The 26,038-nt window shown below is 70.5% G+C and carries 22 protein-coding genes and 2 pseudogenes; 6 read left to right on the top strand and 18 right to left on the bottom strand.

Annotated features, from left to right (window positions below):
• Positions 1 to 5 precede the first annotated feature (5 nt).
• The 17 genes from G3I19_RS11655 to G3I19_RS11575 form a co-directional block, all read right to left on the bottom strand.
• On the bottom strand, positions 6 to 572 hold the full coding sequence (locus G3I19_RS11655; RefSeq protein ID WP_164262868.1) for an XRE family transcriptional regulator: 567 nt from the start codon (positions 570 to 572) through the stop codon (positions 6 to 8).
• 78 nt (positions 573 to 650) lie between these two features.
• On the bottom strand, positions 651 to 2,063 hold the full coding sequence (locus G3I19_RS11650) for an aspartate aminotransferase family protein (protein ID WP_164262867.1): 1,413 nt from the start codon (positions 2,061 to 2,063) through the stop codon (positions 651 to 653).
• Positions 2,060 to 3,940 carry a 1-deoxy-D-xylulose-5-phosphate synthase gene (gene dxs / locus G3I19_RS11645; protein WP_164262865.1) on the bottom strand — a complete coding sequence of 627 codons (1,881 nt, stop codon included), beginning with the start codon at positions 3,938 to 3,940 and terminating at the stop codon, positions 2,060 to 2,062. The genes G3I19_RS11650 and dxs overlap by 4 nt, the downstream gene beginning before the upstream one ends.
• A 193-nt stretch (positions 3,941 to 4,133) precedes the next feature.
• Positions 4,134 to 5,156, bottom strand: a complete 1,023-nt coding sequence (hpnH, locus tag G3I19_RS11640; protein WP_164262862.1) for an adenosyl-hopene transferase HpnH — start codon at positions 5,154 to 5,156, stop codon at positions 4,134 to 4,136.
• A 5-nt stretch (positions 5,157 to 5,161) separates the two neighbouring features.
• A complete protein-coding gene (locus G3I19_RS11635; RefSeq protein WP_164262860.1) occupies positions 5,162 to 5,806 on the bottom strand; it encodes a 1-hydroxy-2-methyl-2-butenyl 4-diphosphate reductase in 645 nt (214 codons plus the stop codon).
• Complete coding sequence (gene shc / locus G3I19_RS11630) at positions 5,806 to 7,836, bottom strand: squalene--hopene cyclase (RefSeq protein WP_164262859.1); 2,031 nt, start codon at positions 7,834 to 7,836, stop codon at positions 5,806 to 5,808. Before shc ends, G3I19_RS11635 begins: the two co-directional genes overlap by 1 nt.
• Before the next feature lie 102 nt (positions 7,837 to 7,938).
• Positions 7,939 to 9,021 carry a polyprenyl synthetase family protein gene (locus G3I19_RS11625; protein ID WP_164262857.1) on the bottom strand — a complete coding sequence of 361 codons (1,083 nt, stop codon included), beginning with the start codon at positions 9,019 to 9,021 and terminating at the stop codon, positions 7,939 to 7,941.
• Complete coding sequence (gene hpnE / locus G3I19_RS11620; protein WP_164262855.1) at positions 9,018 to 10,406, bottom strand: hydroxysqualene dehydroxylase HpnE; 1,389 nt, start codon at positions 10,404 to 10,406, stop codon at positions 9,018 to 9,020. The genes G3I19_RS11625 and hpnE overlap by 4 nt, the downstream gene beginning before the upstream one ends.
• A gap of 127 nt (positions 10,407 to 10,533) precedes the next feature.
• Entirely contained in the window at positions 10,534 to 11,484 is a 951-nt protein-coding gene (hpnD, locus tag G3I19_RS11615) for a presqualene diphosphate synthase HpnD (protein ID WP_343235068.1), read from the bottom strand.
• Positions 11,481 to 12,401 (bottom strand): squalene synthase HpnC, encoded by a 921-nt coding sequence (gene hpnC / locus G3I19_RS11610; RefSeq protein ID WP_164262850.1) that lies wholly within the window; start codon positions 12,399 to 12,401, stop codon positions 11,481 to 11,483. Before hpnC ends, hpnD begins: the two co-directional genes overlap by 4 nt.
• 479 nt (positions 12,402 to 12,880) lie before the next feature.
• Entirely contained in the window at positions 12,881 to 13,666 is a 786-nt protein-coding gene (locus tag G3I19_RS11605) for an ABC transporter ATP-binding protein (protein WP_164262848.1), read from the bottom strand.
• On the bottom strand, positions 13,659 to 14,588 hold the full coding sequence (locus G3I19_RS11600; RefSeq protein ID WP_164262846.1) for an ABC transporter permease: 930 nt from the start codon (positions 14,586 to 14,588) through the stop codon (positions 13,659 to 13,661). The genes G3I19_RS11605 and G3I19_RS11600 overlap by 8 nt, the downstream gene beginning before the upstream one ends.
• 94 nt (positions 14,589 to 14,682) lie before the next feature.
• A complete protein-coding gene (locus G3I19_RS11595; RefSeq protein WP_164262907.1) occupies positions 14,683 to 15,528 on the bottom strand; it encodes a glycosyltransferase in 846 nt (281 codons plus the stop codon).
• Between the two features lie 50 nt (positions 15,529 to 15,578).
• Entirely contained in the window at positions 15,579 to 16,358 is a 780-nt protein-coding gene (locus G3I19_RS11590; RefSeq protein WP_164262844.1) for a CDP-alcohol phosphatidyltransferase family protein, read from the bottom strand.
• On the bottom strand, positions 16,336 to 17,397 hold the full coding sequence (locus G3I19_RS11585; RefSeq protein WP_164262843.1) for an iron-containing alcohol dehydrogenase family protein: 1,062 nt from the start codon (positions 17,395 to 17,397) through the stop codon (positions 16,336 to 16,338). Before G3I19_RS11585 ends, G3I19_RS11590 begins: the two co-directional genes overlap by 23 nt.
• Positions 17,385 to 18,137: a phosphocholine cytidylyltransferase family protein gene (locus G3I19_RS11580; protein WP_164262841.1), complete on the bottom strand. Its 753-nt coding sequence runs from the start codon at positions 18,135 to 18,137 to the stop codon at positions 17,385 to 17,387. The genes G3I19_RS11585 and G3I19_RS11580 overlap by 13 nt, the downstream gene beginning before the upstream one ends.
• Positions 18,134 to 19,912: a DUF5941 domain-containing protein gene (locus tag G3I19_RS11575; RefSeq protein WP_164262905.1), complete on the bottom strand. Its 1,779-nt coding sequence runs from the start codon at positions 19,910 to 19,912 to the stop codon at positions 18,134 to 18,136. Before G3I19_RS11575 ends, G3I19_RS11580 begins: the two co-directional genes overlap by 4 nt.
• A gap of 275 nt (positions 19,913 to 20,187) precedes the next feature.
• On the opposite strand from G3I19_RS11575, the gene galE reads away from it, so the two are divergent.
• From galE to idi, 4 genes and pseudogenes are all read left to right on the top strand, one after another.
• Entirely contained in the window at positions 20,188 to 21,171 is a 984-nt protein-coding gene (gene galE / locus G3I19_RS11570; RefSeq protein WP_164262838.1) for a UDP-glucose 4-epimerase GalE, read from the top strand.
• Between the two features lie 142 nt (positions 21,172 to 21,313).
• Positions 21,314 to 22,255 carry a cation diffusion facilitator family transporter gene (locus G3I19_RS11565; RefSeq protein WP_164262836.1) on the top strand — a complete coding sequence of 314 codons (942 nt, stop codon included), beginning with the start codon at positions 21,314 to 21,316 and terminating at the stop codon, positions 22,253 to 22,255.
• A 194-nt stretch (positions 22,256 to 22,449) separates the two neighbouring features.
• Positions 22,450 to 23,193, top strand: a pseudogene (locus G3I19_RS11560) (class I SAM-dependent methyltransferase); the annotation flags it as partial.
• A gap of 170 nt (positions 23,194 to 23,363) precedes the next feature.
• The gene (gene idi / locus G3I19_RS11555; RefSeq protein WP_239074182.1) at positions 23,364 to 23,924 is read left to right on the top strand and encodes an isopentenyl-diphosphate Delta-isomerase; all 561 of its coding nucleotides are present in this window, start codon (positions 23,364 to 23,366) and stop codon (positions 23,922 to 23,924) included.
• Here the strand turns inward: idi and G3I19_RS11550 are convergent.
• Positions 23,890 to 24,393, bottom strand: coding sequence for an ATP-binding protein (locus G3I19_RS11550; RefSeq protein WP_164262901.1), 504 nt, complete (start codon positions 24,391 to 24,393; stop codon positions 23,890 to 23,892). The two genes, idi and G3I19_RS11550, sit on opposite strands and share 35 nt — an antisense overlap.
• A gap of 218 nt (positions 24,394 to 24,611) precedes the next feature.
• On the opposite strand from G3I19_RS11550, the gene G3I19_RS11545 reads away from it, so the two are divergent.
• The gene (locus tag G3I19_RS11545; RefSeq protein ID WP_164262832.1) at positions 24,612 to 25,397 is read left to right on the top strand and encodes an enoyl-CoA hydratase/isomerase family protein; all 786 of its coding nucleotides are present in this window, start codon (positions 24,612 to 24,614) and stop codon (positions 25,395 to 25,397) included.
• A gap of 82 nt (positions 25,398 to 25,479) precedes the next feature.
• A pseudogene (locus G3I19_RS11540) lies at positions 25,480 to 26,038 on the top strand (hypothetical protein); the annotation flags it as partial.

Here is a 26,038-nt window from a genome sequence, read left to right as displayed (position 1 = left end):
CGGGCTCAGTGCAGGTCGGGGCTCTGCAGCAGGGTGTGCACGAAGAGCAGCTCGGTCCCGTCCCGGGTGGCCGCCGCGATCCGGTGCGGGGTGAGCGAGTCGAAGTGGGCGCTGTCCCCGGGGTCGAGGTCGTGCGCCGCGTCGCCGAGGGTCAGCCGCAGCTTCCCGCTGAGGACGTACAGCCACTCCTCGCCGGGATGGACCCGGACCAGCTCGCCCTGCGCCCCGTACGGCACCCGCACCCGCAGCGGCTGCATCGCCCGGCCCGGGGAGCCCGCCGTGTGGTACGTCCAGCCGTCGGCCTCGACGGAGTCCCGGCTGTCCCCGCGGATGACGGGGTCCCGTTCGGGCGGCACCTCGCCGAGCAGCTCGGAGACCGACGTACCGTAGATGCGGGCGAGCGAGAGCAGCATGGGCAGCGACGGCTGTCTGGCACCGGTCTCGAGGCGGGAGAGGTGCGCCGGGGAGAGGCCGGCCCTGCGGGCCGCGGCCTCAAGGGTGAGCCGCCCACGCCGGCGCAGTTCACGCAGGCGCGGGGCGACATCGGGCAGGTCGTCCGCGGGGGTGCTCATACACCCCATTGGGACAGCAAAATGCCTCAGAGGCAATTTTCTTGCCTCTGAGGCAAAAGCGCGGCTTGCCGACGGTGCTCAGCGGTTGGCGACGGCCTGCTTCACCAGGGTCCGGCCGAAGTCCCACATGAGTCCGCCACCGCCGTGCGCGTCCTCCATCACCGCGGTGAACGCCTCGACGAAGCGGTCCACGTCGGCCTCGTCGACGACCAGCGGCGGGATCAGCTTGATCACTTCCAGATGATCCCCGGACACCTGCGTGAGGATGCGGTGCTTCTGCAGCAGCGGTACGACGACCATCTGCGCGAAGAGCCCCTTGCGGGCCGCCTGGAGCATGGTCCAGCGGCTGCGGAGCTTGAGCGACGTGGGCCGGCCGAACTCGATGCCGATCATCAGCCCCCGCCCGCGGACGTCGTGCAGCAGCTCGTAGCGGGGAATGAGCGCGGCCAGCCGGGACTTGAGCAGTTCACCGGTCGCGCGGGCGTGCGCGACGGTCTCCTCGTCCTCCATCACCGAGAGCACGGCCAGCCCGGCGGCCATCGCCTGCGCGTTGGAGCCGAAGCTGGCCGAGTGGACCAGCACCCGGTCCATGGACGAGTAGACCTTCTTGAAGATCCAGTCCTTGCCCAGCGTGGCGCTCACCGGCACGTAGCCGCCCGAGAGCGACTTGGCCACACACACCAGGTCCGGTTCGACGCCCTCCTCGTGCTGGTAGGCGTAGAAGTCACCGGTCCTGCCGAGCCCCGTCTGCACCTCGTCCGCGATCAGGAGCGCCTTGTGCCGGCGCAGCAGCTCCTGGGCCGCGCGCAGAAAGCCGGGCGGGGACTCCAGGACACCCTTGCCCTGGATCGGCTCGACCACGAATCCCGCCACGTCCCCGCGCTTCAACTCGCGTTCCAGCGCGGCGAGATCACCCATCGCGATCGCCGTGTCGGGCAGCAGCGGTGCGAATCCGTCCCGGAACCCGTCCTCGCCGTTGACCGAGAGCGAGCCGGTCGTCAGCCCGTGGAAGGCGTGCGAGCAGTAGAGGATCCTGGGCTTCCCGGTGGCGTACCTGGCGAACTTGAGCGCGGTCTCGACGGCTTCCGTACCGCTGTTGCCGAAGAACACCCGGTCCAGGTGCGGCGAGTGCGCAAGCAGCTTCTCTGCGAGCAGCCCGGGCAGCGGCTGGCAGTCGAAGCGCGTCAGGTCGGCGAGCGAGGCGTCCAGGACGTCGTGCAGCGCCTTGCGGACGACCGGGTGGTGCCGGCCGAGCCCCATGACGCCGAAGCCCGCGAGCATGTCGAGGTAGTCGTTGCCGTCGGCGTCCCAGAAGTGGGCGCCCTCGGCGCGCTCGTAGACGTTGTCGAAGCCGATGGTGTGCAGCATCCTCGGCAGCTGGTGGTTGAGGTACCGGGTGTGCAGCTCGTAGCGCTCGGCACCTCGCTCGGCGAGCAGGGTCGTCAGATCGAAACCCTTCGGTTCGAGGCCCTTGGGCGCGCCTTCCGTCATTCCGTCTTCTCCTTGGCTTTCAGGGCGGCGCTGATCCGTCCTGCGATCTCGACGGGCGTGAGCCCGATGTCGGCCAGCACTTCGGCACGCTTGGCGTGCGCGAGGAACTGCTCGGGGATACCGAAGGTCCGCAGCGGTACGTAGACCCCGGCGTCGCGCAGCGCCTGGCCGACCGCCGAACCCACGCCGCCGCTGCGGCTGTTGTCCTCGGCGACCGCGACCAGCCGGTGTTCCGCGGCCAGCCCCGGGAGTCCGTCGTCCACCGGTTTGACCCAGCGCGGGTCGACGACCGTGCAGCCGATGCCGCTGCTTTCGAGGAGTTCGGCGGCCCGGAGACAGACCGGGGCGAGCACCCCGACGGCGACCAGCAGCACCTGGGGCCGGTCGGCCCGGTGCAGTACGTCCATACCGCCGACCCGGCCGACCGCCGGGACCGGATCGCCCACCGACTCCTTGGGGAAGCGCAGTACGGTCGGCGCGTCGTCCACGTCGACCGCCTCCCGCAGCTGGGCGCGGAGCTGATCGGCGTCCCGGGGCGCGGCTATCCGCAGTCCGGGCACGGCCTGCAGCACGGACATGTCCCACATGCCGTTGTGCGAGGGCCCGTCGACCCCGGTGACCCCGGCCCGGTCGAGGACGAAGGTGACACCGCACTTGTGCAGGGCCACGTCCATCAGCAGCTGGTCGAAGGCCCGGTTGAGGAAGGTCGCGTACACGGCGACCACCGGATGCAGACCGCCGGTGGCGAGCCCGGCGGCGGAGACCGTCGCGTGCTGTTCGGCGATCCCGACGTCCCAGACCCGTTCGGGGAAGCGCTCGGCGAACTCGGTGAGCCCGACCGGGTGGAGCATCGCGGCCGTGATGGCGACGACATCGGGCCGCTCGGCGCCGATCGCGGCGATCTCGGCGCCGAACACCGAGGTCCAGGACGGCCCGCCGGGCGGGGCGAGCGGTGCGCAGGTCAGCGGGTCCATGACGCTGACGGTGTGGAAGCGGTCCGCCTCGTCCTCCAGGGCGGGCCGGTAGCCGCGCCCCTTCTCGGTGAGGCAGTGCACCAGCACCGGGCCGTGGAAGCGCTTGGCCCGGTGCAGCGCCGACTGCACAGCCGCGAGGTCGTGGCCGTCGACCGGCCCGACGTACTTGAGCCCCAGGTCCTCGAACATGCCCTGCGGCGCGAAGGCGTCCTTGAACCCCTTCTTCGCGCCGTGCAGCGACTCGTACAGCGGCTGCCCCACGACGGGCGTCGACTGGAGCACTTCCTTGCCCCAGGCGAGGGCCCGCTCATAGCCGTCGGTGGTGCGGAGGGTGGCGAAGTGGTTGGCCAGACCGCCGATCGTCGGGCCGTACGAGCGCCCGTTGTCGTTCACGATGATGATCAGCGGGCGGTCCCTGGCGGCCGCGATGTTGTTGAGCGCCTCCCAGGCCATACCGCCGGTGAGCGCGCCGTCGCCGATCACGGCGACCACATGGCCGGTCCTGCCGAGCACCTCGTTGGCCTTGGCGAGGCCGTCGGCCCAGCCCAGCACCGTCGAGGCGTGCGAGTTCTCGATGACGTCGTGCGCGGACTCCTCGCGGGACGGGTAGCCGGAGAGGCCGCCCTTGCTGCGCAGTTTGGAGAAGTCCTGCCGGCCGGTGAGCAGTTTGTGCACATAGCTCTGGTGACCGGTGTCCCACAGGATGCGGTCGACGGGTGAGTCGAAGACCCGGTGCAACGCTACGGCGAGTTCGACCACCCCCAGGTTCGGCCCCAGGTGTCCGCCGGTCCTGGCCACCGCCTGGATCAGGAACTCCCTTATTTCTACGGCCAGTTCACCGAGTTCCGCCTCGGCGAGCGCCTTCAGGTCGTGCGGTCCCCGGATATTCTCCAAGATCGACACGCTGGGCCCCCTCTCGGATTCTGTTCAGCTCACACACCCGGTGCCGGCCGGTGACGGCGCCGGAGCCGGCGCCCGGTCGTCGACGGCACCGGAACCGGCGCCTGTGCGCCTACGGCCGCCGGCCCGACCTGGACAGGTCGGGCCGGCGGCTCGGGGAGCCCGGGGTGCGACAGGCTCTCCTGCGACCGTCACGTCACCCGCGGTTGCCCGAAACGGTCTCGCGGGCGGCCCTGATGGTCTCCTTGAGGGAGCCCATCGTGGCCAGTACGGCAGTGGGCTCGTAACCGCAGTGCGCCATGCAGTTGGCGCAGCGGTCGTCCTTGCCCCGGCCGTACTTGTCCCAGTCGGTCTTCTCGACCAGTTCCTTGTACGTGGGGACATACCCGTCGTTCATCAGATAGCAGGGGCGCTGCCAGCCGAAGAGCGAGTAGTTGGGAATGGCCCACGCCGTGCAGGGGAAGTCCACCTTGCCTTCCAGGAAATCCAGGAAGAGCGGTGAGTGGTTCAGCCGCCAGCGGCGCCTGTTGCCACCCGAGAAGGACTTCTTGAAAAGCTCCCGGGTCTGTTCGACCCCCAGGAAGTGCTCCTGGTCCGGGGCCTTCTCGTAGGCATAGGCGGGCGAGATCATCATCTCGTCCACCTCCAGGTCGTCATTGAGGTAATTGAGCACCTCAATGATGTTCTGCGGGGTGTCGGTGTTGAAGAACGTGGAGTTGGTCGTGACGCGGAAACCGCGCCGCTTCGCCTCCTTGATGGCCTCCACGGCCTCGTCGAACACCCCCTCCTTCGCCACCGACTCGTCGTGCCGCTCACGCAGCCCGTCGATGTGCACGGTGAACGCGAAATAGGGCGACGGCGTGAACTTGTCCATCTTCTTGCGCATCAGCATCGCGTTGGTGCAGAGGAAGACATACTTCTTCTTCGCCACCAGCTGACGCACGATTTCATGGATCTGCGGGTGCATGAGGGGCTCGCCACCCGCGATGGAAACCATCGGAGCACCCGATTCAAGGACGGCCCCCACTGCCTGCGCCACCGGCATGCGCTGCTTGAGCACTCCCGCCGGATGCTGGATCTTTCCGCAGCCCTCACAGGCGAGGTTGCACGCGAAAAGCGGCTCCAGCTCGACGATCAGCGGGAACTTCTCACGCTTGCGGATCTTCTGTTCGAAGAGATACGTCCCGACCCTGATGGTCTGACGGAGCGGCATGGCCATCTAGCTCACCTCCTGGGGAGCAGCAAAGAACGGTGCCATTCATAGAAAGCTGGAAGGACGGCACGGAGTACGCGGAAGGCCGATATTCCACCGAGCACCGTCCCGATTCGGACGAGTTCATGTTCTGGAGCGTCCACGACCACTCGGACGGCCGCAACCGGGCGGGGCCCGGTCCGTACGGCGCTCCAGAGCGTCGCCGCGGATTCCATGTCCACGGCGATCGCCCCTGTGGCACGCAGCTCGGCCCTTTCGTGGCCGCGTACAACATGGTCTGATCCGGTCAGCGGACCGGTGTGCACAGTACGCCCCGGCAGGGCGGCGGCGAGCGCCTTTGCCAGCACCTCGGTGCCGACGCAGGCGGTCGCGCCCCTGCTGTCCCTGGTCTCATCTGCGACGATCACATCGCCCGGATGCATTCCGGGCGCGAGACCGGCGCAGAAGCCGGAGGCGATCACGGCGGAATCCCGCGAGGGAAGCGCGCCGAGTGTGCGGGTGACGGCGTATGCGGCCGCCTCGGGCCCCATGCCCGTACGGAGTACGGTCACCGGGCCCGGCGCGCCGCCGCGGCCGCTGCCCGTGCGCAGGGCGAACCGCTCGATGCCCAGTGCGCAGGCGATCAGCAGCGGGGCACTGCCCGGGGCCTCTGCCATCAGCTCCCCTGCCGGGTTCCGGCGAAGGGCTCACCGTGGATGTACCGGCCGAGCGCGGTCAGCGGGAAGACCTGCCGGTAGAGGTTGTAGTTGATCGAGAAATCCCAGGGGAAGCCGGTACCGGTGAAGTACGGCTCGTCCCAGGCGCCGTCCTGGCGCTGTGTCCCGGCGAGCCAGCTGACGCCCCGCTCCACGGCCTTGTTCTCCCGCTCCCCCGCCGCGAGGAGCGCCAGCAGCGCCCACGCGGTCTGGGAGGGGGTGGAAGCGCCGTGTCCGATCCACGCCTCCTCCTTGTACGAGCGCAGGTCCTCGCCCCAGCCGCCGTCCTCGTTCTGCACGGACTCCAGCCAGGAGACCGCACGGCGGATCGCCGGATGGGAGCCGGGCATCCCTGCTGCGGTGAGGGCCGGGACCACCGACCCTGTGCCGTAGATGTAGTTGACACCCCAGCGCCCGAACCAGGCACCGGTCGCCTCCTGTTCGGCGAGCAGCCACTCGATCCCGCGCCGGGTGCGCGGGTCCTGCGCCTTGCCCTCGATGGCGAGCATCTCCACGACATGGCCGGTGACATCGGCCGACGGCGGGTCGATGACCTCACCGAAGTCGCAGAACGGCAGCCGGTTGGGGAACGGGCTGGTGTTGTCCGCGTCGAAGGCGCCCCAGCCGCCGTCCTTGGACTGCATGCCGAGATTCCAGCGCACCCCGCGTGCGATGGCGCCTTCCAGCCTCGCCCGGTCGGGCACCTGGACCCGGCGCAGGGCGAGCGCGACCTCGGCGGTGTCGTCGATGTCGGGGTAGTTGTCGTTGTGGAACTCGAAGGCCCAGCCGCCGGGTGCGAGCCCCGGGCGGCGCACCGACCAGTCGCCGGGCCGGTCGATCTCCTCGGCGAGCATCCACTCGGCGGCCCTGACGAGCGCCGGGTGGTCGGGGCTCAGCCCCGCGTCGGCCAGCGCGATCGTCGCCAGGCAGGTGTCCCACACCGGGGACTGGCACGCCTCGATCATGCGGGCGCCGTCCTCGCGCCAGATGGCGAACCTGTCCAGGGACTCCAGGCCCGCCCGCATCACTGGGTGGTCGATGTCGTAACCGAGCAGATGGAGCGCGATGACCGAGTACACGGCGGGCGGCTGGATGCCGCCCCAGCAGCCGTCGTTCTCCTGCCGCTCGATGATCCACCGGGCCGCCGCGTTCATGGCCGTCTTGCGGAGTCTTCGCGGGGCGACCTTGTGGTAGAGGTGCAGCGCCTTGTCCAGGTGCTGGAACGCCCCGTCCCAACTGACCAGCGGGGCAGGCCGCTTGGCCGGATTCGGGTCGGCCGGGTCGGCGTGCAGCTCGTCCAGCGCGAAGGGCGCCGGGCGGACCGGGCGCTTCGCGGAGACCACGGTCAGCGGCACGATGGTCTGCCGGGCCCAGCAGCCGAAATCGTAGATGTTCAGCGGGAACCACTTGGGCAGGAAAATCATCTCAGGTGGTAGCTCGGGGAGGTCGTCCCATTTCCACCAGCCGAAGAGAGCGAGCCAGATCCTGGTGAACACCCTGCTCTCGGCCACGCCTCCATGGGCGCGGATCCAGTCGGACGCCAACGCCATGTGCGGGGCGTCGGGTTCGTCCCCGGCCAGCCGCAGCGCCACGTACGCCTCGATGGTCGTGGAGAGTTCACCCGGGCCCTCGAAGAAGGTGGCCCAGGTGCCGTCCGCGCGCTGCTCGCCCCGGATGAACTGTCCGGCGGCCCGCGTGGTGCGCTCGTCCTGGATTCCCAGGAACTGCCGCAGCAGCAGGTCCTCGGCGTCCATGGTCACGTTTGTTTCCAGGTCGCCCTTCCACCAGCCCTGGGCGTCCTGGGCCTTCAGCAGATATTCGACCGAGCGCTCCGCGGCCTGCTCGGCGGCGTCGCGTACCGGGTCGCGTCCGGCAAGAATCGTGTCAGTATTTTCAGTATTTCCACTGGGTTCAATTGTCTCAGCTGGTCCCGTTGCCGCGGCTGCGCGGGGCTCCATGGCTCCGGGGCTTCCGTCGGTCGTCGCTGTCATGGCTTCCCCTTCGTGCAGTGCTTCCTCTGCTGTGCTGGGGTCTCCGTCGGCCGGTGTCCCGTGGACACCGGCCGGCGACCGCGAATTATGTGGCGATGGTGATCATCTCTTCCGTACTACGACGAAGTCGGCGAGCGCGATGAGCTGCGCCCGCACCCTTTCCGGCATCTCGACCCCGGAGAGTGTGTCGATGGCGATCGCGTGCTGCCTGCGGGCCTCCTGCGAGGTCCACTCACGCCCGCCCGCCTCCTCGATCAGAGCCGCCCGTGCGGCGAACTCCTCCTCGGAGAAGGTCTCGAAGTCGCTGCTCTTGGCGTCGGCCGCGAGCAGTTCGCCCAGCCGTTCGGACGCCGGTCCGCCGGCCGCGAGTGCGGCGACGACGGGCAGGGACTTCTTGCGCTGGCGCAGATCGCTCCAGGTCTGTTTTCCGGTGGCCTCCGGGTCGCCCCAGATGCCGAGCAGGTCATCGACGGCCTGGAACGCCAGGCCGAGGTGGTAGCCGTACGCCTCCAGCGTGTCGGCCGTGCGGTCGTCGGCGCCGCCGAGGACCGCACCGATGGACACGGCGCAGGCGAGCAGGGCGCCCGTCTTGTTGCCCTCCATCTCCAGGCACTCCTCGACGGTGACCCGTTCGCGGTGCTCGTACGAGATGTCCTGGGCCTGACCGTCGATCAGTTTCCTGGTGGCGGTGGTCAGCCTACGGGTGGCGCGGCCCGCCTCGACGGTGCCGAGCTCCAGCAGGATCTCGTTCGCCAGCGCGAAGAGCGCGTCGCCGACGAGGATCGCCTGGGCGGGGCCGTGCACCTTCCAGACGGTGTCCCGGTGGCGGCGCTGTTCGTCACCGTCCATCAGGTCGTCGTGCAGCAGCGAGAAGTTGTGCACGAGTTCCACCGCGACGGCGCCGGGGATACCGGCCTCCGCCGCCGCGCCGGCGGCCTCGGCCGACAGCAGTGCGAGCGCGGGGCGTACGGCCTTGCCGCCGTCCCCGTCCGCGGGGCGCCCCTCGGCGTCGATCCAGCCGAAGTGATAGGCGGCGACCGTGTCCATGGGCGGTGCGAGCCGGTCAACGGCAGCGCGCAGCACCGGTGAGGACAGGGTCCGTCCGCGCTCCAGGAGCGCGACAATATCGACGGTGTCTGCGGCCGGGGTCACAGGCTCTCCTCTTGTTCCAGTAACAGTGCTCATGCCGCCTCCTGAAGCGGATGGTCGTGGGTACGGCCGAGCGTGGTGAGCACGGTCCCGGCGGCGCTGAGACCGCTGCGCACCGCGCCCTCCATGGTCGCGGGCCAGCCAGTGGCGGTCCACGCCCCGGCGAGGCAGAGGCCGGGGATCCGGGTGCGGGTGCCGGGACGCAGCCGTCCGACACCGGGGGCGGGCGCGAACGTCGCCGTCCGCTCACGGGTGACGAAGAAGTCGCGTACACCGGCGCCCCGGGCCGCGGGCAGCAGCCGTTCCAGCTCGGGGAGATAGCGCTCCCGGAGTACGGAGACGGGCTGGTCGATGTCGTCGTCCGCGACGGACTGCGACAGCGCCAGATACTGCCCGCCGCCCTCCAGGCCCGAGGAGTCCGTGCGGTCGAAGACCCACTGGACCGGGGTGCCGAGCGCGGCGAAGAAGGGTCGGCGGAGCACTTTGCGGTCGTACACGACATGGACGTTGAGGATCGGTGAGGTGCCGATCTCGAGCAGCCTGTCCGGTGCGTCGAGCGCCCCTTCGGGGAGCAGCGCGTGGGCCTCGCGGTGCGGTACGGCGAGCACCACGGCGTCGGCGTCCAGCGTCTCGCCGTCCGTCACCACCCGCCAGCTGCCGTCCGCGGCCCGGTCGAGGCCGGCGGCCCTGGCGCGCAGTTCGGTGCGCACACCCGCCGCGTCGAGGGCCTTGCGGGCGAGTGTGTCGTGCAGGTCACCGAGCGGCACTTGCGCCCAGCCGATGTCGGCAGCGCCCGCTTCGGAGAGCAGCCCGGTCTTGAAGACCATCGCCGCGAGCCCCAACGAGGCATGCGGCGCTGTGGCGTTGAGCGTCGCGACACCCACCAGGTCCCAGAGGGCCTCGATGGTGCGGTCGGACTGCCCGTGGGCGCGCAGCCAGCTCGCGAAGTCGGTGTCGTCCAGGGCGGGATCGGCGAGGTCGAGCCCCTTGAGCGCGAGTGCGGCCCTGCCGACGCTCGCCCGCTCGGCGAGCGAGAGATGCGGGTACGTCGCGAGGCTCCTGGCGAGGTGCAGCGGCACGGGCAGTGCGCTGCGGCGCAGCCTGCCCAGGCGCGGGCCGCCCGCGGGCGCGATGTCGAGTACGGGCACGTCGAGCCGGTCCTGCAGGGGCGCGAGGTCTGCTCCGCCCACCCGGTCGAGGAACCAGCGGTAGGCGGTGCAGCAGCGGAGGTACACATGCTGGCCGTTGTCCACGGTCAGGGAGCCGCGCCGGAAGGAGAAGGCGAGCCCGCCCAGCCGGGGCCGGCCTTCGAGCAGGGTCACGCGTACGCCCGCGTCGGCGAGTTCGAGTGCGGCGGTGACGCCGGCCAGCCCTCCGCCGACCACGACCGCGTGCGCGGGCCGCGCCGCGTCGGCTGTCATACGCCCCCCTTCCGGACCCGGCCGTCCGGGCACGGACGGCAGGTCGTCGAAGGCAGGGACGCGTGATCTTCCCTGGAGGTTGAGTACCGCTCGGCCGGGCGTGGCGGAGCGGGTCTGTCGAGGGGCATCAGGCGCGCCTCCGGGCGCTCTGCCGGGTGATGGTCCGGGTGTCGAGACCGGAGAGACCGCGGACCGCTACGTACGCCTTCTCCCGGCCGGGGAGCGAGACACGGCCGCGCAGGACCGCCTCGGGGTCGCGCTCGATGCGGTCCAGGAGGCGCCGGTAGATACCGGCCATGGCGGCGACGCAGGCCCCGCTGCGGCGGTCGAGGAAGGGCAGCAGCCGGTAGCCATCGGCGAACAGCGCGCGGGCGCGGCGCACCTCGAAGTGCACGAGGCCGGCGAAGTCGGAGCCCGCGGGCGGTGTCGCGCTGTGGAAGCCGTCCGAGCAGCCGAACTTGGCGAGGTCGTCGGCGGGCAGATAGGTGCGGCCGTTGCCGGCGTCCTCGCGGACGTCGCGCAGGATGTTGGTGAGCTGGAGTGCGAGGCCGAGCGTGTCGGCGTACTGCGACGCCCGCTCGGCTGCGGCCGTGCTCGCGGCGTTGCCGAAGATACCGAGCGAGAGCCGGCCGATGGCGCCGGCGACGCAGCGGCAGTAGACCTCCAGGTCGTCCCACGTCTCGTAGGTCTCGCCGCGTACGTCCATCAGTACGCCGTCGATGAGTTCGTCGAGCCCGCCGAGCGGGATGGGGAACCGGCGTGCCGCGTCGGTCAGGGCCACCGCGACCGGGTCGGTGTCGTCCTCGGCCACGGCTCCTTCGCGGATCCGGCCGAGGAGTGCGCGTGTCGACTCCAGCCGCTCCCGCTTGACGTCGGGTGCCAGCTCACCGTCGCCGATGTCGTCCACGCGCCGCGAGAAGGCGTACAGCGCGGACATGGCCTGCCGCTTGTCGGCGGGCAGCAGCCTGATCCCGTACGCGAAATTCCGCGCCTGCTGTCCCGTGACGGCCTCGCAGTACGTGTACGCGGCCATCACGGGCCCCGAAACCGGTGTTTGTCCCTCCACGGTCCGGCTCACCCCTCTCTACGCGTTCCTCGCAAGACGGCTCCCATTTCGCGCAACAGGCCGAGCTTGGTGGGCTTGGGCGGTCCGGCAAGTACGTCGAATCCGGCAGCGGAGACCGCCTGGAGAGCGGCGCTTCCGCCGGCCACGAACCCGGCGAGCAGCAGCTTGAGCCTGCCATGGACGCTACCCACCAGCGGGCCGCCTTCATTCAGCAGTTCCCGGGCGCGTTCGGCTTCGTGGGCGACCAGCGCGCGCACCGAAGCGCCCGCGCTCGGGACGGCAAGATCCGCCTCCTGGACGTGAAACTCCTTCATGTCCCGGGCGGGCAGGTAGATACGGTCACGGCCGAGGTCCTCGGCCACGTCCTGGAGGTGCTCGGCGATCTGCAGCGCCGTGCACACCGCGTCGGAGCGCCGGATGCGCTCGGGGCTCGCCGTGCCGGTGATCTGCAGGACGAGACGGCCGACGGGGTTGGCCGAGAGCTCGCAGTAGGCGAGGAGGTCGTCGAAGGTCTCGTAGCGCCGGACGGTCTGGTCCTGGCGGTTGGCGGCGATCAGCCCGAGGAACGGCTCAGGGGTGAGGGCGCAGCGGCGGACGGTCGGCCGGAGCGTGCGGAGGATGGGGTGGCGCGGCTGCTCGCCGGGTCCGGCGAAGACACGCCGCAGATCGGCCTCGAACGCGTCGAGCATCGCGAGGCGGTCGTCCGCGCGGGCGGGGTCGAGCCCCAGGAGCCGGGCCTCGGTGGCGGGCGACGCGAGGTCTCCGTCGCCGATGTCGTCGACGAGCCGGGCGTAGCCGTAGACCGCCATCAGGTCGTCGCGCCAGGCGCGCGGCAGGAAGAACGGCGCTACCGGGAAGTTCTCCCCGGAAGCCTTGTCCAGCGTGGTGCGCGCATGACCGTCGGCGCCCGCTTCCCGGACGCCCGTCACCGCATGCTGCCAGGCGCGGGAACGGCGGAGCCATCGCGGAGCTGGGACACGTCCGTTGCCATTGCCGTCACATCTCCCGTTCTACACTGCTGACTCAATACAACCCATTTCGGACACGCCGCGCAGACTGTCAGGCAAGGCGACGCCGGGTTGGCGACGCAGGGTTATAGCCCCACTTGCCGTGAATCAGCACCGGTACAGCTTACGTTGTACAACGACTGGCACGTCAGCGGGGTGCAGCGTGCATTACAAGAACACTTCAATCCAGCGCAACCTTCCCCGCAGGCACACTACTTGACGATCACTTGACTCGCCGGGAGCTTTTTACGACGGTCCGGCAGTGGCCTGAACACCCTGCTCATACCGGCGTGTCGGGATGTCCGCGGACGGCGGGGACCGTACGGCAGCGGCCCCCGCCGGAGATTCCGGCGGGGGCCGCTGCCGCGGTGCGCGAGGGCGGGAAGGGTCGGGGCCGGCCGTTACTTGCCGGTCTCCTTCTCGTACGCCTTGACGACCTCTTCGGTCGGGCCGTCCATCAGCAGTTCGCCCTTCTCCAGCCACAGGACGCGGTCGCAGGTGTCCCTGATCGACTTGTTGCTGTGACTGACGAGGAAGACCGTGCCGGCCTCCTTGCGGAGTTCGCGGATGCGCTGTTCCGAACGGATCTGGAACTTGCGGTCACCGGTCGCCAGCGCCTCGTCGATCATGAGGACGTCGTGGTTCTTGGCCGCCGCGATCGAGAAGCGGAGCCTGGCCGCCATACCGGACGAGTACGTCCGCATCGGCAGCGTGATGAAGTCGCCCTTCTCGTTGATGCCGGAGAAGTCGACGATCCCCTGGTACCGCTCGCGGATCTCCTCGCGCGACATGCCCATGGCCAGACCACCGAGGATGACGTTGCGCTCGCCGGTGAGGTCGTTCATCAGCGCGGCGTTGACACCGAGCAGGGACGGCTGGCCGTCGGTGTAGACCTTGCCGCTCTCCGTCGGCAGCAGTCCGGCGATGGCGCGCAGCAGGGTCGACTTCCCGGAGCCGTTGGAGCCGATGAGGCCGATGGCCTCGCCGCGGTAGGCCGTGAAGGTCACACCGCGTACGGCGTGCACCTTGCGGACTCCGCGTGCGGCGCTCCTGTCCTTGCCCACGATGCGGCTGAGCGCGGCGGTGGCCGCGCCCTTGCCGCCGCCACCGGCGTTGACGCGGTACACGATGTGCACATCGTCCGCGATCACCGTGGGGATGCGCGCTTGAATGGTTTCCTCAGCCACGGCCGTACCGCTCCTCAGCCTTCCAGAAGTACACGAAGCCGACAGCGCCCAGCAGAACCGCCCAGGCTCCGGCGACCGCCCAGACGTGCGGAGGCAGGTTCTCCGCGCCGTACCCGTCGATCAGGGCGAACCTGACCAGGTCCATGTAGACGGTGGCCGGGTTCCACTGGAGCACATGCGCGATCCACGGCGGCTTGCCCTTGAGCATGACCGTGATGGAGAACATCACGCCCGACGTGTACATCCAGGTCCGCATGATGAACGGCATCAGCTGCGCGAAGTCGGGCGTCTTGCTGCCCAGCCTGGCCATGATCAGCGCCAGTCCCGTGTTGAACACGAACTGCATCGCCAGGATGGGGATGACCAGGAGCCAGGACAGCGAGGGATAGCTGTGGAAGCAGACCGCGACCACGATCAGCACGATCATCGAGTACAGCAGCTGCTGGAGCTGCTGCAGCGCGAACGAGATGGGCAGGGAGGCCCGTGGGAAGTGCAGCGCCCGCACCAGCCCCAGATTCCCCGAGATCGCCCGCACACCGGCCATCACCGAGCTCTGTGTGAAGGTGAAGACGAAGACCCCGGTCACCAGGAAGGGGATGAAGACGTCGGGCGCCAGTCCCCGCTTGGTGTTGAGGAGCAGGCCGAAGATGAAGTAGTAGACCGCCGCGTTCAGCAACGGGGTCGCCACCTGCCAGACCTGGCCCAGCTTGGCCTGGCTGTACTGGGCCGACAGTTTCGCGGACGAGAAGGCCAGGATGAAGTGGCGCCGCCCCCAGATCTGCCGGACGTACTCCATGAGTCCAGGCCGGGCACCGCTCACCGACAGGCCGTACTTCCCGGCCAGCTCGGCCGAGGACAGACCGTCGTCGGGAGACGGGCGATCGCTCAGCGCGACCGCACCGCCATGGGTTGTGTCACTCACAAGTTGAAACTTTCGTGTTCAAGATGCGCTGCCGGATCGGGGCCGGGCTCGGATGCCGGGTCCCGAAGTACGTCCGATGCTCTCAGTCAGCTTCTCAGATCACCGGAGGCCGGCCCAGTCGGGTCAGCCGCCAGACCGTACGCCATTTCATCGGACGGCGTGGTCCGCAGGGAGTCGTCCAGCCCTCCTTGAAGCCGCCGAACCACGCCTTGAGCGCGGCACCCGACGGGCGGCGGACCAGCGTGAGCAGCATCCACACCCCCAGATAGACCGGCACCAGGAGCGCGGGCAGATTCCGGCGGGCCAGCCAGACGCGGTTGCGGGCCACCATGCGGTGGTAGACCGCGTGCCGGGACGGGGCCGTGGTGGGGTGGTGCAGCACCATGTCGGACCGATAGTCGATCATCCAGCCGGCGTCCAGGGCCCGCCAGGCCAGATCGGTCTCCTCGTGGGCGTAGAAGAACTCGCCGGGGAGCGGTCCGGCCTCGGCGATGACCTTGGACCGTACGGCGTTGGCCCCGCCGAGGAAGGTCGTGACCCGCGAGGAGTGCATCGGGTCGGACGCGCGCAGCCGCGGGACGTGGCGGCGCTGGGTCACCCCGGTGTCGGGGTCGGCGATCCGGAAGCTGATGATGCCGAGCTCCTGGTCGGCGGCGAAGGCCGCGCGGCACAGCTCCGCCGTGTCGGTGCGCGGCAGCAGCCCGTCGTCGTCGAGGAACAGCAGGATGTCCACGTCGGTGCCTGCCGGGCCGAACGCCTCGATGCCGACGTTGCGGCCGCCGGGGATGCCCAGGTTCTCGGGCAGCTCCACGGTCCGTACGCCGTCGGGGACGTCCGGTACGGGTGCGCCGTTTCCGACCACCACCACCTCGACCGGGTCGCCGTCCTGTTTGGCGACCGAGTCCAGCAGGGCGCGCAGCTCGTCGGGGCGGTTGCCCATCGTGATGATGACCGCGCCGACCTTCGCGGAGCCGTCCGCGCCGGGGGCCGTCACTTGAGCCTGCTGGAGGCGAGGACGGACACGAGGTGGAGCAGGGACTGCAGCAGCGCGATTCCGGCCAGTACGGCGACGCCGAGCCGGGAGAAGAACAGGTCGCCCCTGATCTGGTCCACGATCGCCAGGACCAGGATCAGCAGCGACGCCTCGATGCCCAGGACGAGCCGGTGGAACCTCAGTGCCCCGGCCGCCCTGCGGGCGAGCGCCATGCCGGAGGAGCGCGGCTCGGACGCCGTCTCCTTGACCGGCGGCAGCCCCTGCTGGTGGCGGGCGACACCGACGAGGTCGGTCTCGGACTTGATCATGACGGCGCCGAGGGCGGCGAGGGTGCCCAGGAAGGCCCACAGCCAGTCGATACGGCCCGAGCCCCAGATGTCGGCCGCGCGCAGACCGAAACCGACGAGGACCGCGGCGTCGAGCACATAGGCGGCCACCCGGTCCACGTAGACGCCGACCATCGAGTACTGCTTCTTCCAGCGGGCGACCTCTCCGTCGACGCAGTCGAGAAGCAGATAGAGCTGAGCCATCAGCACGCCGAGCACCGCGCCCCAGATCCCCGGCACGAGGAGGGCGGGGGCGGCGAAGGCGGCGGCGACGGTCATCACGTAGGTCAGCTGGTTGGGCGTGATCCGCGTGTTCACCAGGTGCCGGTCGACACGCAGGGAGATCTCCCGCATGTAGAGCCGGCCTCCCCAGTGCTCGCCACTCCGCCGGTCCTTGACGCCCGGAGGGTGCACGACCGGGCGGAGTTCAGCTACCGATGGCTTTTGCATAGTCGGCGTAAGCGTCCTTGATCTGGTCTGCGGACAGGTTGAGGTGTTCGAGGATGGTGAAGCGTCCGGGGCGGGTCTGCGGGGCGTACTGCACGGCCCGGACGAACTCGTCCACGCCGAAGCCCAGCTCCCCGGGCAGTACGGGCAGGCCGTGCCTGCGCAGGACGTCCGCGAAGAGCCCGGCCTCCTCGGCCGCGCCGCGCAGATGCATCGCGAAGGCGGCGCCGAGCCCGACCTGCTCGCCGTGGCTGCCGGCCCGCTGGGGGAAGAGCAGGTCGAAGGCGTGGCAGATCTCGTGGCAGGCGCCGGACGAGGGCCTGGTGTCGCCGCTGATCGAGATCGCGATGCCGGACAGGACGAGCCCCTCGGCGAGCACCATCAGGAACTCGTCGTCGCCGACCCCGCCGGGGTGGCGCAGGACCGCCTCGCCCGCCGTGCGGGCCATGGCCGCGGCGAGTCCGTCGACCGCTTCGCCGTTGACCTTGTGCGACAGCTCCCAGTCGGCGATGGCCGAGATGTTGGAGATCGCGTCGCCGACGCCGGAGCGGATGAAGCGGGGCGGTGCCTCACGGATCACATCGAGGTCGACGACGATCGCGATCGGGGTCGGGACCCCGTACGAGCCGCGTCCGTTGTCGTTGTCCAGGGTCGAAACCGGCGAGCAGATGCCGTCGTGCGAGAGGTTCGTCGCGACGGCGACCATCGGGAGGCCCACCCGGGCCGCCGCGTACTTCGCCACGTCGATGATCTTGCCGCCGCCCAGGCCGACCACGGCGTCGTACCGCTTGCCCTTGATGCCGTCGGCGAGCCGCACCGCGGCGTCGATGGTGCCGTCGGCGACGGAGTACCAGTCGGCGCCCGGCAGCACCGGGGCGAGCTTCTCGCGCAGCGCCCGGCCCGAGCCGTCACTGACGGCGAGGGCGAGCTTGCCCGAGGCCGAGATCCGCTGGTCAGCGAGGAGCCCCGCCAGGTCGTCGAGGGCGCCGCTGCTGATGTCCACGACGACCGGGGACGGGATGAGCCTCGTCAGTACAGGCACGCGATGCCACGGCCCTTCGCGAGGTCGTCGTGGTTGTCGATCTCCACCCAGGCCACGTCCCCTATGGGCGCCACATCGATCCGGAAGCCGCGGTTCACCAGCTCCTGGTAGCCGTCCTCGTAGTAGAGGTCCGGGTCGCGCTCGAAGGTGACCTTGAGCGCGTCCGCGAGCTCTTCGGCGGCCTCGGGCTCGATGAGGGTGACGCCGATGTACTCACCGGTGGCGGTCGCGGGGTCCATCAGCTTGGTGATCCTGGTCACGGCGTCGGTGCCGTCCGTGATGACCTTCATCTCCTCGTCGGCGAGGTGCTTCACCGTGTCGAGGGCGAGGACGATCCGCCGGCCTTCGCCGCGTGCGGCGAGCAGCGTCCTCTCCACGGAGACCGGGTGCACGGTGTCGCCGTTGGCGAGGATCACGCCCTGCTTGAGCACCTCACGGGCGCACCAGAGGGAGTAGGCGTTGTTCCACTCCTCGGCCTTGTCGTTGTCGATCAGCGTGATCGTGACCCCGTACTTGGCCTCGAACTCCGCCCGGCGCGCGTACACCGCCTCCTTGCGGTAGCCGACCACGACGGCGACCTCGGTCAGCCCGACCTCGGCGAAGTTGCCCAGCGCGATGTCGAGAACGGTGGTCGGCTCGCCCTCCCCCTCGGGGCCGACGGGCACGAGGGCCTTGGGCAGCGTGTCGGTGTAGGGACGCAGACGCCTGCCTGCGCCGGCCGCCAGTACGAGGCCGATCATGCGGGTTCTCCTTCGTCGTGTACAGCGGGTGCGCCGGATGACACCCAGAAGCGGATGCTCTCCGCGAGCACCACGACCGCCACGGCCGCGGCGCACACCGTGAGCGCCACAGCGAAGCCGTTCCCCGTGGTGTGCCGTGTCGTCAGTACGGCGGCGAGTACGGCCACCACCAGGGTCCGGCCGTCGTGGCCGCCGATCGTACGCACCAGCCAGCGGGGGGGCGCGCCGGTGCCGCCCTTGATGCGGTACACCGTGTCGTAGTGATGGTAGGCGACGGCCGCGACGAGTCCGAAGGCCGCGGGCAGGGCCGCGTGGACATCGGAGCGGGCCGCGAGCACCAGCACGGTGACGTACTCGGCCGCCCGGAAGACCGGCGGCACCAGCCAGTCGAGCGCGCCCTTGAGGGGGCGCGAGACGGCCGCGCCGGAGAGTACGCAGTACACGGCGGCGGCCACGGCGGGCCACCAGCTGCCGACGGGGGCGAAGAGCGATACGGCCACCACCAGGGCGCCGCCCGCGAACGCGATCACCGGCAGAGCGCTGCGCGGCCCCTTGACGAACCGGGCGAAGAGCTCGGCGAGCGGGCCCGAGTCGGCGAGGTCGGCCAGGGCCTGGGCGGCCCGGTCGGTACGGGTGGCCCGGCGGGTCAGCGAGCGCAGGATCCGGCCGGCCGTGGTGTAGCAGGCGGCGAGCGCGCAGCCGATGAGGAGCGCGTAGAAGACGATCCGGGGGGTGGTCACCGCGGTGAGCACCGCGATCATCGCCCAGCGTTCCCCGATCGGGAGGACGATCATGCGCCGCACCCAGACCGTCCAGCCGACGCTGTCGAGCTTGTCGGAGAGCGCGGCGGTGGGGCTGGTGTTGGCGGTCGCGTCGTGGTTGGCCTCGTTGAAGGAGAAGTCCACGACATGACGGCAGGTCTGCAGGACCATCGCGCCGAGCGCCAGCACCCAGATGTCGTCGCCGTTACGGGCCGCGCCCAGTGCGAGCCCCGCGTAGTAGGCGTACTCCTTGGCCCGGTCGAAGGTCGCGTCGAGCCAGGCGCCGAGCGTCGAGTACTGGAGCGAGTACCGGGCGAGCTGGCCGTCCGTGCAGTCCAGCACGAAGGAGCAGATCAGCAGGACACCGGCGGCGATGTAACCGCCGCGGGTGCCGGTCGCGGCGCAGGCCGCCGCTATGAGCGCGGTGATCAGTGAGGCGGTGGTGACCTGGTTCGGGGTCAGCCCGCGGCGGGCGCACCAGCGTGCGATGTAGCGCGAGTAGGGGCTGATGCAGTACGTCGTGAAGAAGCCGTCACGGGACTTCACCGCCGTGCGCAGCCGTACGGCCTCGTCGTCGACGGCGGCCACGGCGGCCCTGGCCTCGTGGCGGCTCTGCGGGTCCTGCGGGACCGAGGCGACCAGGCTGCCAAGCTCGGGGCGCTGTACCGGGGTCCCGGCGCTGTCCAGCGCCGCGGCCAGGGCGTCGGGGCTGCCCGGCCCCGCGCTCGCCAGTACGCGGTGGAGTGCGGGGCGCGCCTCGGGCTGGACGGCGAGCGCCCCGGGGACCGCGGCCGCGGCGAAGCGCGGGTCGGTCAGCGCCAGGCGGAGCGAGTGGAGGTGGCCGACGAACCGGGTGTCGACGACCGCCACACGTTCGTCGGCGGGTGCGGCGGTGAGCAGCTTCGCGGTCCCGGCCGCGTCGGCTGCGGTGCGTACGTCGAAGCCCAGCGACCGCAGATCGCCCTCCAGCGACGATCCGGGTACCGGCACACCGGCGAGGATGGCGGTCGACAGACGAACTCACTCCTTGGAGCTGGCGTGACACACGCGGAGACGGCCCGCTCCCGGCAGGGGCGGGCGGCATGTCGGCAGAGGCTATCCGATGGACGGAAGCAGGAGTTCACGGCCCGTTTACGTCCCGATCCGGGTGGGCATGACCCCGCGCCATCTGCCGCGGTCATCATGATCGATCCATGCCTCACCCCACAAACCGCGCTCCGGGTCCTTCCGGGGCGCGGAGCCGGGAGGGGCCGGCCCTCCACTTGCCGGCCGGCCTTAGGCTGGCCGGTATGACGTGGCTGATCACAGGTGGTGCGGGGTACATCGGAGCGCATGTGGCGCGGGCGATGCAGGCGGCCGGCGAGCGTGTGGTCGTCATCGACGACCTGTCGAGCGGGCTGGCCGAGCGCCTTCCGGACGGGGTGGAGCTGGTGCGCGGCTCGGTCCTGGACCGCGGGCTCATGGACGCGACCCTGACCGGCCACGGGGTCTCCGGTGTGGTGCATCTCGCGGGAAGGAAGCAGGTCGGTGAGTCCGTCGAGCAGCCGCTGAGCTACTACCGGGACAATGTGCACGGCCTGACGGTGGTGCTGGAGGCCGCGGTCGCGGCCGGCGTACGGCGCTTCCTGTTCTCCTCGTCGGCCGCGGTCTACGGCGTCCCGGACGCGGAGCTGATCACCGAGTCGACGCCCTGCGCGCCGATCAACCCGTACGGCGAGACGAAGCTGGCCGGTGAGTGGCTGGTGCGGGCCGCGGGCCGGGCGCACGGCCTCTCCACGGCCTGTCTGCGCTACTTCAACGTGGCGGGTGCGGCCGCGCCCGAACTGGCCGACATCGGCGTGTACAACGTCATCCCGATGTTCTTCGACCGGCTGACCCACGGCGATGAACCGCGGATCTTCGGCGCCGACTACCCCACGCCGGACGGCACCTGCGTCCGCGACTACATCCATGTCGCCGATCTCGCCGACGCCCATCTCGCCGTGGCCGCCAAGCTGGCCGCCGACGACGTCCCGGGGGATCTGACGCTCAATGTCGGGCGCGGTGCGGGCGTATCGGTACGTGAGCTGGCGGACCTCGTCGCTTCGGTCACCGGGCTGCCGATGTCGCCGGTGGTCGAGGAGCGCCGCCCCGGGGACGCGGCGAAGGCCGTCGCCTCGGACGAACTGATCGCCAGGGAGCTGGGCTGGAAGGCCACCCGCGGGGTGCGCGAGATGGTCGAGTCGGCCTGGGACGGCTGGTGTCTGCGACACCCCGGGGCGCGTGGTAAATGATCTCGCGCCCTGCCCTGACCTGCCATGATTTCCGCAGGTCAGAGTAGCTGACAATGGTGTCCGGTCTCGGGTTGCCCGATACCCCTGCCCCGTAGTTGGCTGACCTCTCGGACCGGCACGCTCACGATCGGGAGGCGCTCTCATGGGGGCTGGGCACGACCACGGGCACGCACACGGCGGGCCGCCGCCGGCCGGGACCGCGGGCGCCGCTCACCGGATCCGGCTGCGGATCGCACTGGGCATCACGCTGACCGTGATGGTGGTGGAGATCGCCGGCGGTCTGCTGGCCGACTCGCTGGCCCTGCTCGCGGACGCCACACACATGGCGACGGACGCGCTCGGGCTTGCGATGGCACTGCTCGCGATCCACTTCGCCAACCGCCCGGCCACCGGGAACCGCACCTTCGGCTATGCGCGGGCGGAGATCCTGGCAGCGCTCGCCAACTGCCTTCTGCTGCTCGGCGTCGGCGGATATGTCCTGTACGAGGCGATCCAGCGGTTCATCACGCCGGCCGACACAGCGGGCGGCCTGACGATCGTCTTCGGCCTCATCGGGCTGGCCGCGAACATGATCTCGCTCTCCATCCTCGTCCGGGGCCAGCGGGACAGCATCAATGTCCGCGGCGCCTATCTGGAGGTGATGGCCGACGCGCTCGGCTCGGTCGCCGTGCTGATCTCGGCCGCGCTGATCCTGACGACGGGCTGGCGGGCGGCCGACCCGGTGGCCTCGATCGTCATCGGCCTCATGATCGTCCCGCGTACCGTCAAGCTGCTGCGCGAGACGCTCGACGTACTGCTGGAAGCGGCCCCGAAGAATGTCGACATGGGCGAGGTCCGGGCACACATCCTGGGCCTTCCCGGGGTGGCCGACGTCCACGATCTGCACGCCTGGACGATCACTTCCGGGATGCCGGTCCTCTCCGCGCACGTGGTGGTCAGCCCGGACGTACTGGACGCGATCGGGCACGAGAAGATGCTGCACGACCTGCAGGGCTGTCTGGGCACCCACTTCGATGTCGCGCACTGCACCTTCCAGCTGGAGCCGGGCGGCCACGCGGAGCACGAGGCGAAGCTCTGTCACTGAGCGGGAGGGGAGGCGACAGTCCGGGAGAGCAGCGGGCGGGGAAAGCAGCGAGGGACCGGTCGGGCCACGGAGGCGGCGGGCGCCGGGTGTTAGCCTCGGGGGCCGTCCTTGGAAGGAGCTGAGGTTGATGACCGTCGCCGTGAACGCTGCCCCGCACAGCGCCCGACCCCACCCCAACAGCTCCTCGTCCAAGGATCACCACGTTGTCAGAGACCTCTGTCACTGAAGCCTTCTTCGCCCTGCACCACGGTCTGCCGCGCCAGAGCCCCGGTTCCGACGCGACCACCCGCACCCTGCTCTCGTTCACGGGCCCGCTGCCCGAGCGGCCGCGCGTACTCGATCTGGGCTGCGGCCCCGGCCGTGCCTCGCTCCTGCTCGCCGCCGAAGCGGGCGCCGACGTCACCGCCGTCGATCTGCACGAGCCGTTCCTGGCGGAGCTCCGCCGGAGCGCGGCGGACCGCGGGCTGAGCGGATCGATCCGCACGCTCGTGGCGGACATGGCCGAACTCCCCCTCTCCGACGGAATGTTCGATCTTGTCTGGGCCGAGGGGGCCGCGTACATCATCGGCGCCGACCACGCCCTGCGCAGCTGGCGGCGGCTTCTCGCGCCCGGCGGCGCCCTGGTGGTCACCGAGTGCGTGTGGACCACCGACGAGCCCTCCGCCGAGTGCCGGGCCTTCTGGGAGACGGCGGGCTCACCGCTGCGCACCGCGGGTGAGGCCGCGCTGGCCGCCGAGGCCGCGGGTTACCGCGTCCTCGGGATGTACGAGCAGCCCGCGAGCGACTGGGACGAGTACTACGGCCCGTTCGCGGAGCGGGTGGCCGCCCAGCTGCCCGAAGGGCCCGCCATGGAGCAGGCGCTGGCGGGCAGCCGCGAGGAACTCGCCATGTACCGCGAGCACGGCGGAGAATACGGCTACGCAGCCTATGTGCTGCGCCCGATGCACGGGGCCGGTTTCCCGGCGGACGGCGAATTCTGATATTCCGGTCGGTGCCCCCGCCACGCAGTGTGGCGGGGGCACCGACACGTCCCGCGCTCCGAAGTGCGGACAAGCCGCTTTTGTACGGCAGACTGAGGAGCCGGTGACGCCCGATGCGAAGGATGGTTATGTCGAACGGCGCAGCAGAAGCGATCATGCTCGAACTGGTCGATGAGAGCGGCAGGACCATCGGGACGGCGGAGAAGCTCGCCGCACACCAGGCCCCCGGTCAGCTGCACCGGGCTTTCTCGGTCTTCCTCTTCGACGGAGCGGGGCGGCTGCTGATCCAGCGTCGGGCACTCGGCAAGTACCACTCCCCCGGCGTGTGGTCCAACACCTGCTGCGGGCACCCTTATCCGGGTGAATCCCCCTTCGCCGCGGCGGCCAGGCGCACCTACGAGGAGTTGGGGATCTCGCCGGCGCTGCTCGCCGAGGCGGGCACGGTGCGTTACAACCACCCGGACCCCGATTCGGGCCTGGTGGAGCAGGAGTTCAACCATCTGTTCGTCGGACTCGCCCAGGCGGAACTGCGGCCCGACCCCGACGAGGTGGACGACACGGCGTTCGTGACCGCCGACGAACTCGCCGAGCGGCACGCGTCGGCACCGTTCTCCGCGTGGTTCATGACGGTGCTCGACGCCGCGCGCCCCGCGGTCAGAGAGCTGACGGGGCCGAGCGGGGGCTGGTGACGACGGGGGCGAGCGGCAGCGCGGACCAGACGACCTTGCCGCCGCTCGCCGTCTGCTCGACACCGCAGGTCCCGCCGGCCTCGGCGGTGATCTCCCGTACGAGCATCAGCCCGCGTCCGCCGGTCTGCCCCTGGTCCGCGTCCAGCGCCTTCGGCCGGTAGGGGTGGTTGTCCTCCACCGACACCCGGATCCAGGAGGCCCCGACGGCGACCTCGACGGCCACCTCGGGGGAGAGCAGCGCGGCATGGCGTACGGCGTTGGTGACGAGCTCGGAGACGATCAGCAGCAGGCCCTGGACGGTGTCGCCGCCGACCGGGACCCGCTGCCGCGTCAGGAGGTCCCGTACGGCGTGCCGGGCCTGCGGCACGGACATGTCGACCGCCGGGGCGGTGAACCGCCAGACACCTTCGTAGGGCAGGGAGCCGGCGACCGCCGGGTCGGGCGGGCTACTGCTCCCGCGGCTCTCCATATCCCGGCTCCCGCCCTCGCGCTCGCTGATGACCACGCATCGAGTGTTGGGAATGAGCTGGTCCGCGCCGGGCAGCTGAACAGAAGTCAGCACCAATCGTCGCTATTCGATGGAATACGTCTGCTCCTGCCAGAGACGCGACCACTTCTGTCCGCTTCGGCGCCGGTGATGGCGCCTTGGTGATCGCGGGTCCGGGTGCTGCGGATAGCATCCGGCCCATGGAGCCGCAGCTGCAGCACAGCGTCGCCGACGGGGTCGCCACCGTCGTGATCAGCAACCCCGCCAAGCGCAACGCCATGACGGCGGCCATGTGGCGGGCCCTGCCGGACCTGCTCGACGGGCTGGCGGAGGACACGGCTGTCCGGATCCTGGTCCTGACCGGCGCCGGGAACACCTTCTGTGCCGGCGCCGACATATCGACACTCCGGGATCCGGATCCCCGTGAGGACCCCCAGCGGCTCGCGGTCCGGGCCGAGGAAGCGCTCGCCGCCTTCCCCAAGCCGACGCTCGCCGCCGTACGCGGATACTGCGTGGGCGGCGGCTGCCAGCTGGCAGCCGCCTGCGATCTGCGGTTTGCCGAAGAGGGGGCGCTGTTCGGGGTGACCCCGGCGAAGCTCGGGATCGTCTACCCGGCGGCTTCCACGGCGCGGCTGGTGTCCCTGGTGGGCCCGGCGACCGCGAAGTACCTGCTGTTCTCGGCCGAGTTGATCGGTACGGACCACGCCCTGCGGGCCGGGCTGCTGGACGAGGTGGCGCCCGTGAACACGCTCGGGCCGCGGGTGGCGGAGTTCGGCCGGGTGCTGGTCTCGCGCTCGCAGCTGACGCAGGCCGCGGCCAAGGAGTTCACCGCGGGCCGGGACGACCGGGCCGCGTACTGGCGGGCGGCGGCTCGGGACTCCGGCGACCCGGCGGAGGGGGTGGCGGCCTTCCTGGAGCGGCGGGAGCCCCGCTTCACCTGGGCACCGCGCCCCGGGGCCGCCCCGATGGGCACCACCGGAGGGTGAAACGGCCCCGTCCATACCCTCCGCTCCCCCGCCGTTCCGCCCGCCCTTCCTCACGTACCGACCAGTCGGTAACCTTCGGGTCATGACCTCCCTCCAGCCGCGCGCCGGCCGTCGCTGCCACCACTCCGTCAACCCGCTCCACTCGACGCTCTACTTCTCCCCCGACTTCACCGAGCAGCTCGCCGGTATCGGGATCGACGACGCGGCCGCGGCCTACTTCGCCGGGCGCGGTGCGGCGATGGGGGCCGTCGGCCCCGGCACCATCGCCGCCACCTTCTACAACTTCAACCCCGAGCTGATCGCCCGGCACGTCCCCGCCGTATGGGAGACGGCCGCACCGCAGAAGGTGCTCGACGCCCGGCTGCGCGCCGCCGACGCCACGCTGAGGCGGCTCCTCGGCGAAGAGGCGGTCGCATCGGACGCCATGGCCGAAGCGGCCGGGCTCGCGCTGCGCGCGGCCGAAGCCTGCACCCGGCACGCCAGGCCGCTGTACTCCGCCCACGCCGATCTGCCGGTCCCCGACCGGCCCCACCTCGCCTTCTGGCACGCGGCGACGCTGCTGCGCGAGCACCGGGGCGACGGCCATCTCGCCGTGCTGCTCGCCGCCGGGCTCGACCCGCTGGAGGCGCTGGTGAGCCACA

This window comes from Streptomyces sp. SID10853 (genome assembly GCF_010548145.1).
Lineage (GTDB): Bacteria > Actinomycetota > Actinomycetes > Streptomycetales > Streptomycetaceae > Streptomyces.
Note: the sequence above shows the minus strand (reverse complement) of the source record. Positions and strands in the feature narration are given on the sequence as shown.

Coding starts and splice junctions, on each gene's coding strand:
- G3I19_RS11650 (WP_164262867.1), bottom strand. CDS start 2,063: ATGACGGAAGGCGCGCCCAAGGGCCTCGAACCGAAGGGTTTCGATCTG.
- idi (WP_239074182.1), top strand. CDS start 23,364: ATGTCGAACGGCGCAGCAGAAGCGATCATGCTCGAACTGGTCGATGAG.
- G3I19_RS11595 (WP_164262907.1), bottom strand. CDS start 15,528: ATGGGCAACCGCCCCGACGAGCTGCGCGCCCTGCTGGACTCGGTCGCC.
- galE (WP_164262838.1), top strand. CDS start 20,188: ATGACGTGGCTGATCACAGGTGGTGCGGGGTACATCGGAGCGCATGTG.
- G3I19_RS11655 (WP_164262868.1), bottom strand. CDS start 572: ATGAGCACCCCCGCGGACGACCTGCCCGATGTCGCCCCGCGCCTGCGT.
- G3I19_RS11550 (WP_164262901.1), bottom strand. CDS start 24,393: ATGGAGAGCCGCGGGAGCAGTAGCCCGCCCGACCCGGCGGTCGCCGGC.
- G3I19_RS11590 (WP_164262844.1), bottom strand. CDS start 16,358: ATGCAAAAGCCATCGGTAGCTGAACTCCGCCCGGTCGTGCACCCTCCG.
- shc (WP_164262859.1), bottom strand. CDS start 7,836: ATGACAGCGACGACCGACGGAAGCCCCGGAGCCATGGAGCCCCGCGCA.
- hpnE (WP_164262855.1), bottom strand. CDS start 10,406: ATGACAGCCGACGCGGCGCGGCCCGCGCACGCGGTCGTGGTCGGCGGA.
- hpnH (WP_164262862.1), bottom strand. CDS start 5,156: ATGGCCATGCCGCTCCGTCAGACCATCAGGGTCGGGACGTATCTCTTC.
- G3I19_RS11565 (WP_164262836.1), top strand. CDS start 21,314: ATGGGGGCTGGGCACGACCACGGGCACGCACACGGCGGGCCGCCGCCG.
- G3I19_RS11545 (WP_164262832.1), top strand. CDS start 24,612: ATGGAGCCGCAGCTGCAGCACAGCGTCGCCGACGGGGTCGCCACCGTC.
- G3I19_RS11635 (WP_164262860.1), bottom strand. CDS start 5,806: ATGGCAGAGGCCCCGGGCAGTGCCCCGCTGCTGATCGCCTGCGCACTG.
- G3I19_RS11580 (WP_164262841.1), bottom strand. CDS start 18,137: ATGATCGGCCTCGTACTGGCGGCCGGCGCAGGCAGGCGTCTGCGTCCC.
- G3I19_RS11625 (WP_164262857.1), bottom strand. CDS start 9,021: ATGAGCACTGTTACTGGAACAAGAGGAGAGCCTGTGACCCCGGCCGCA.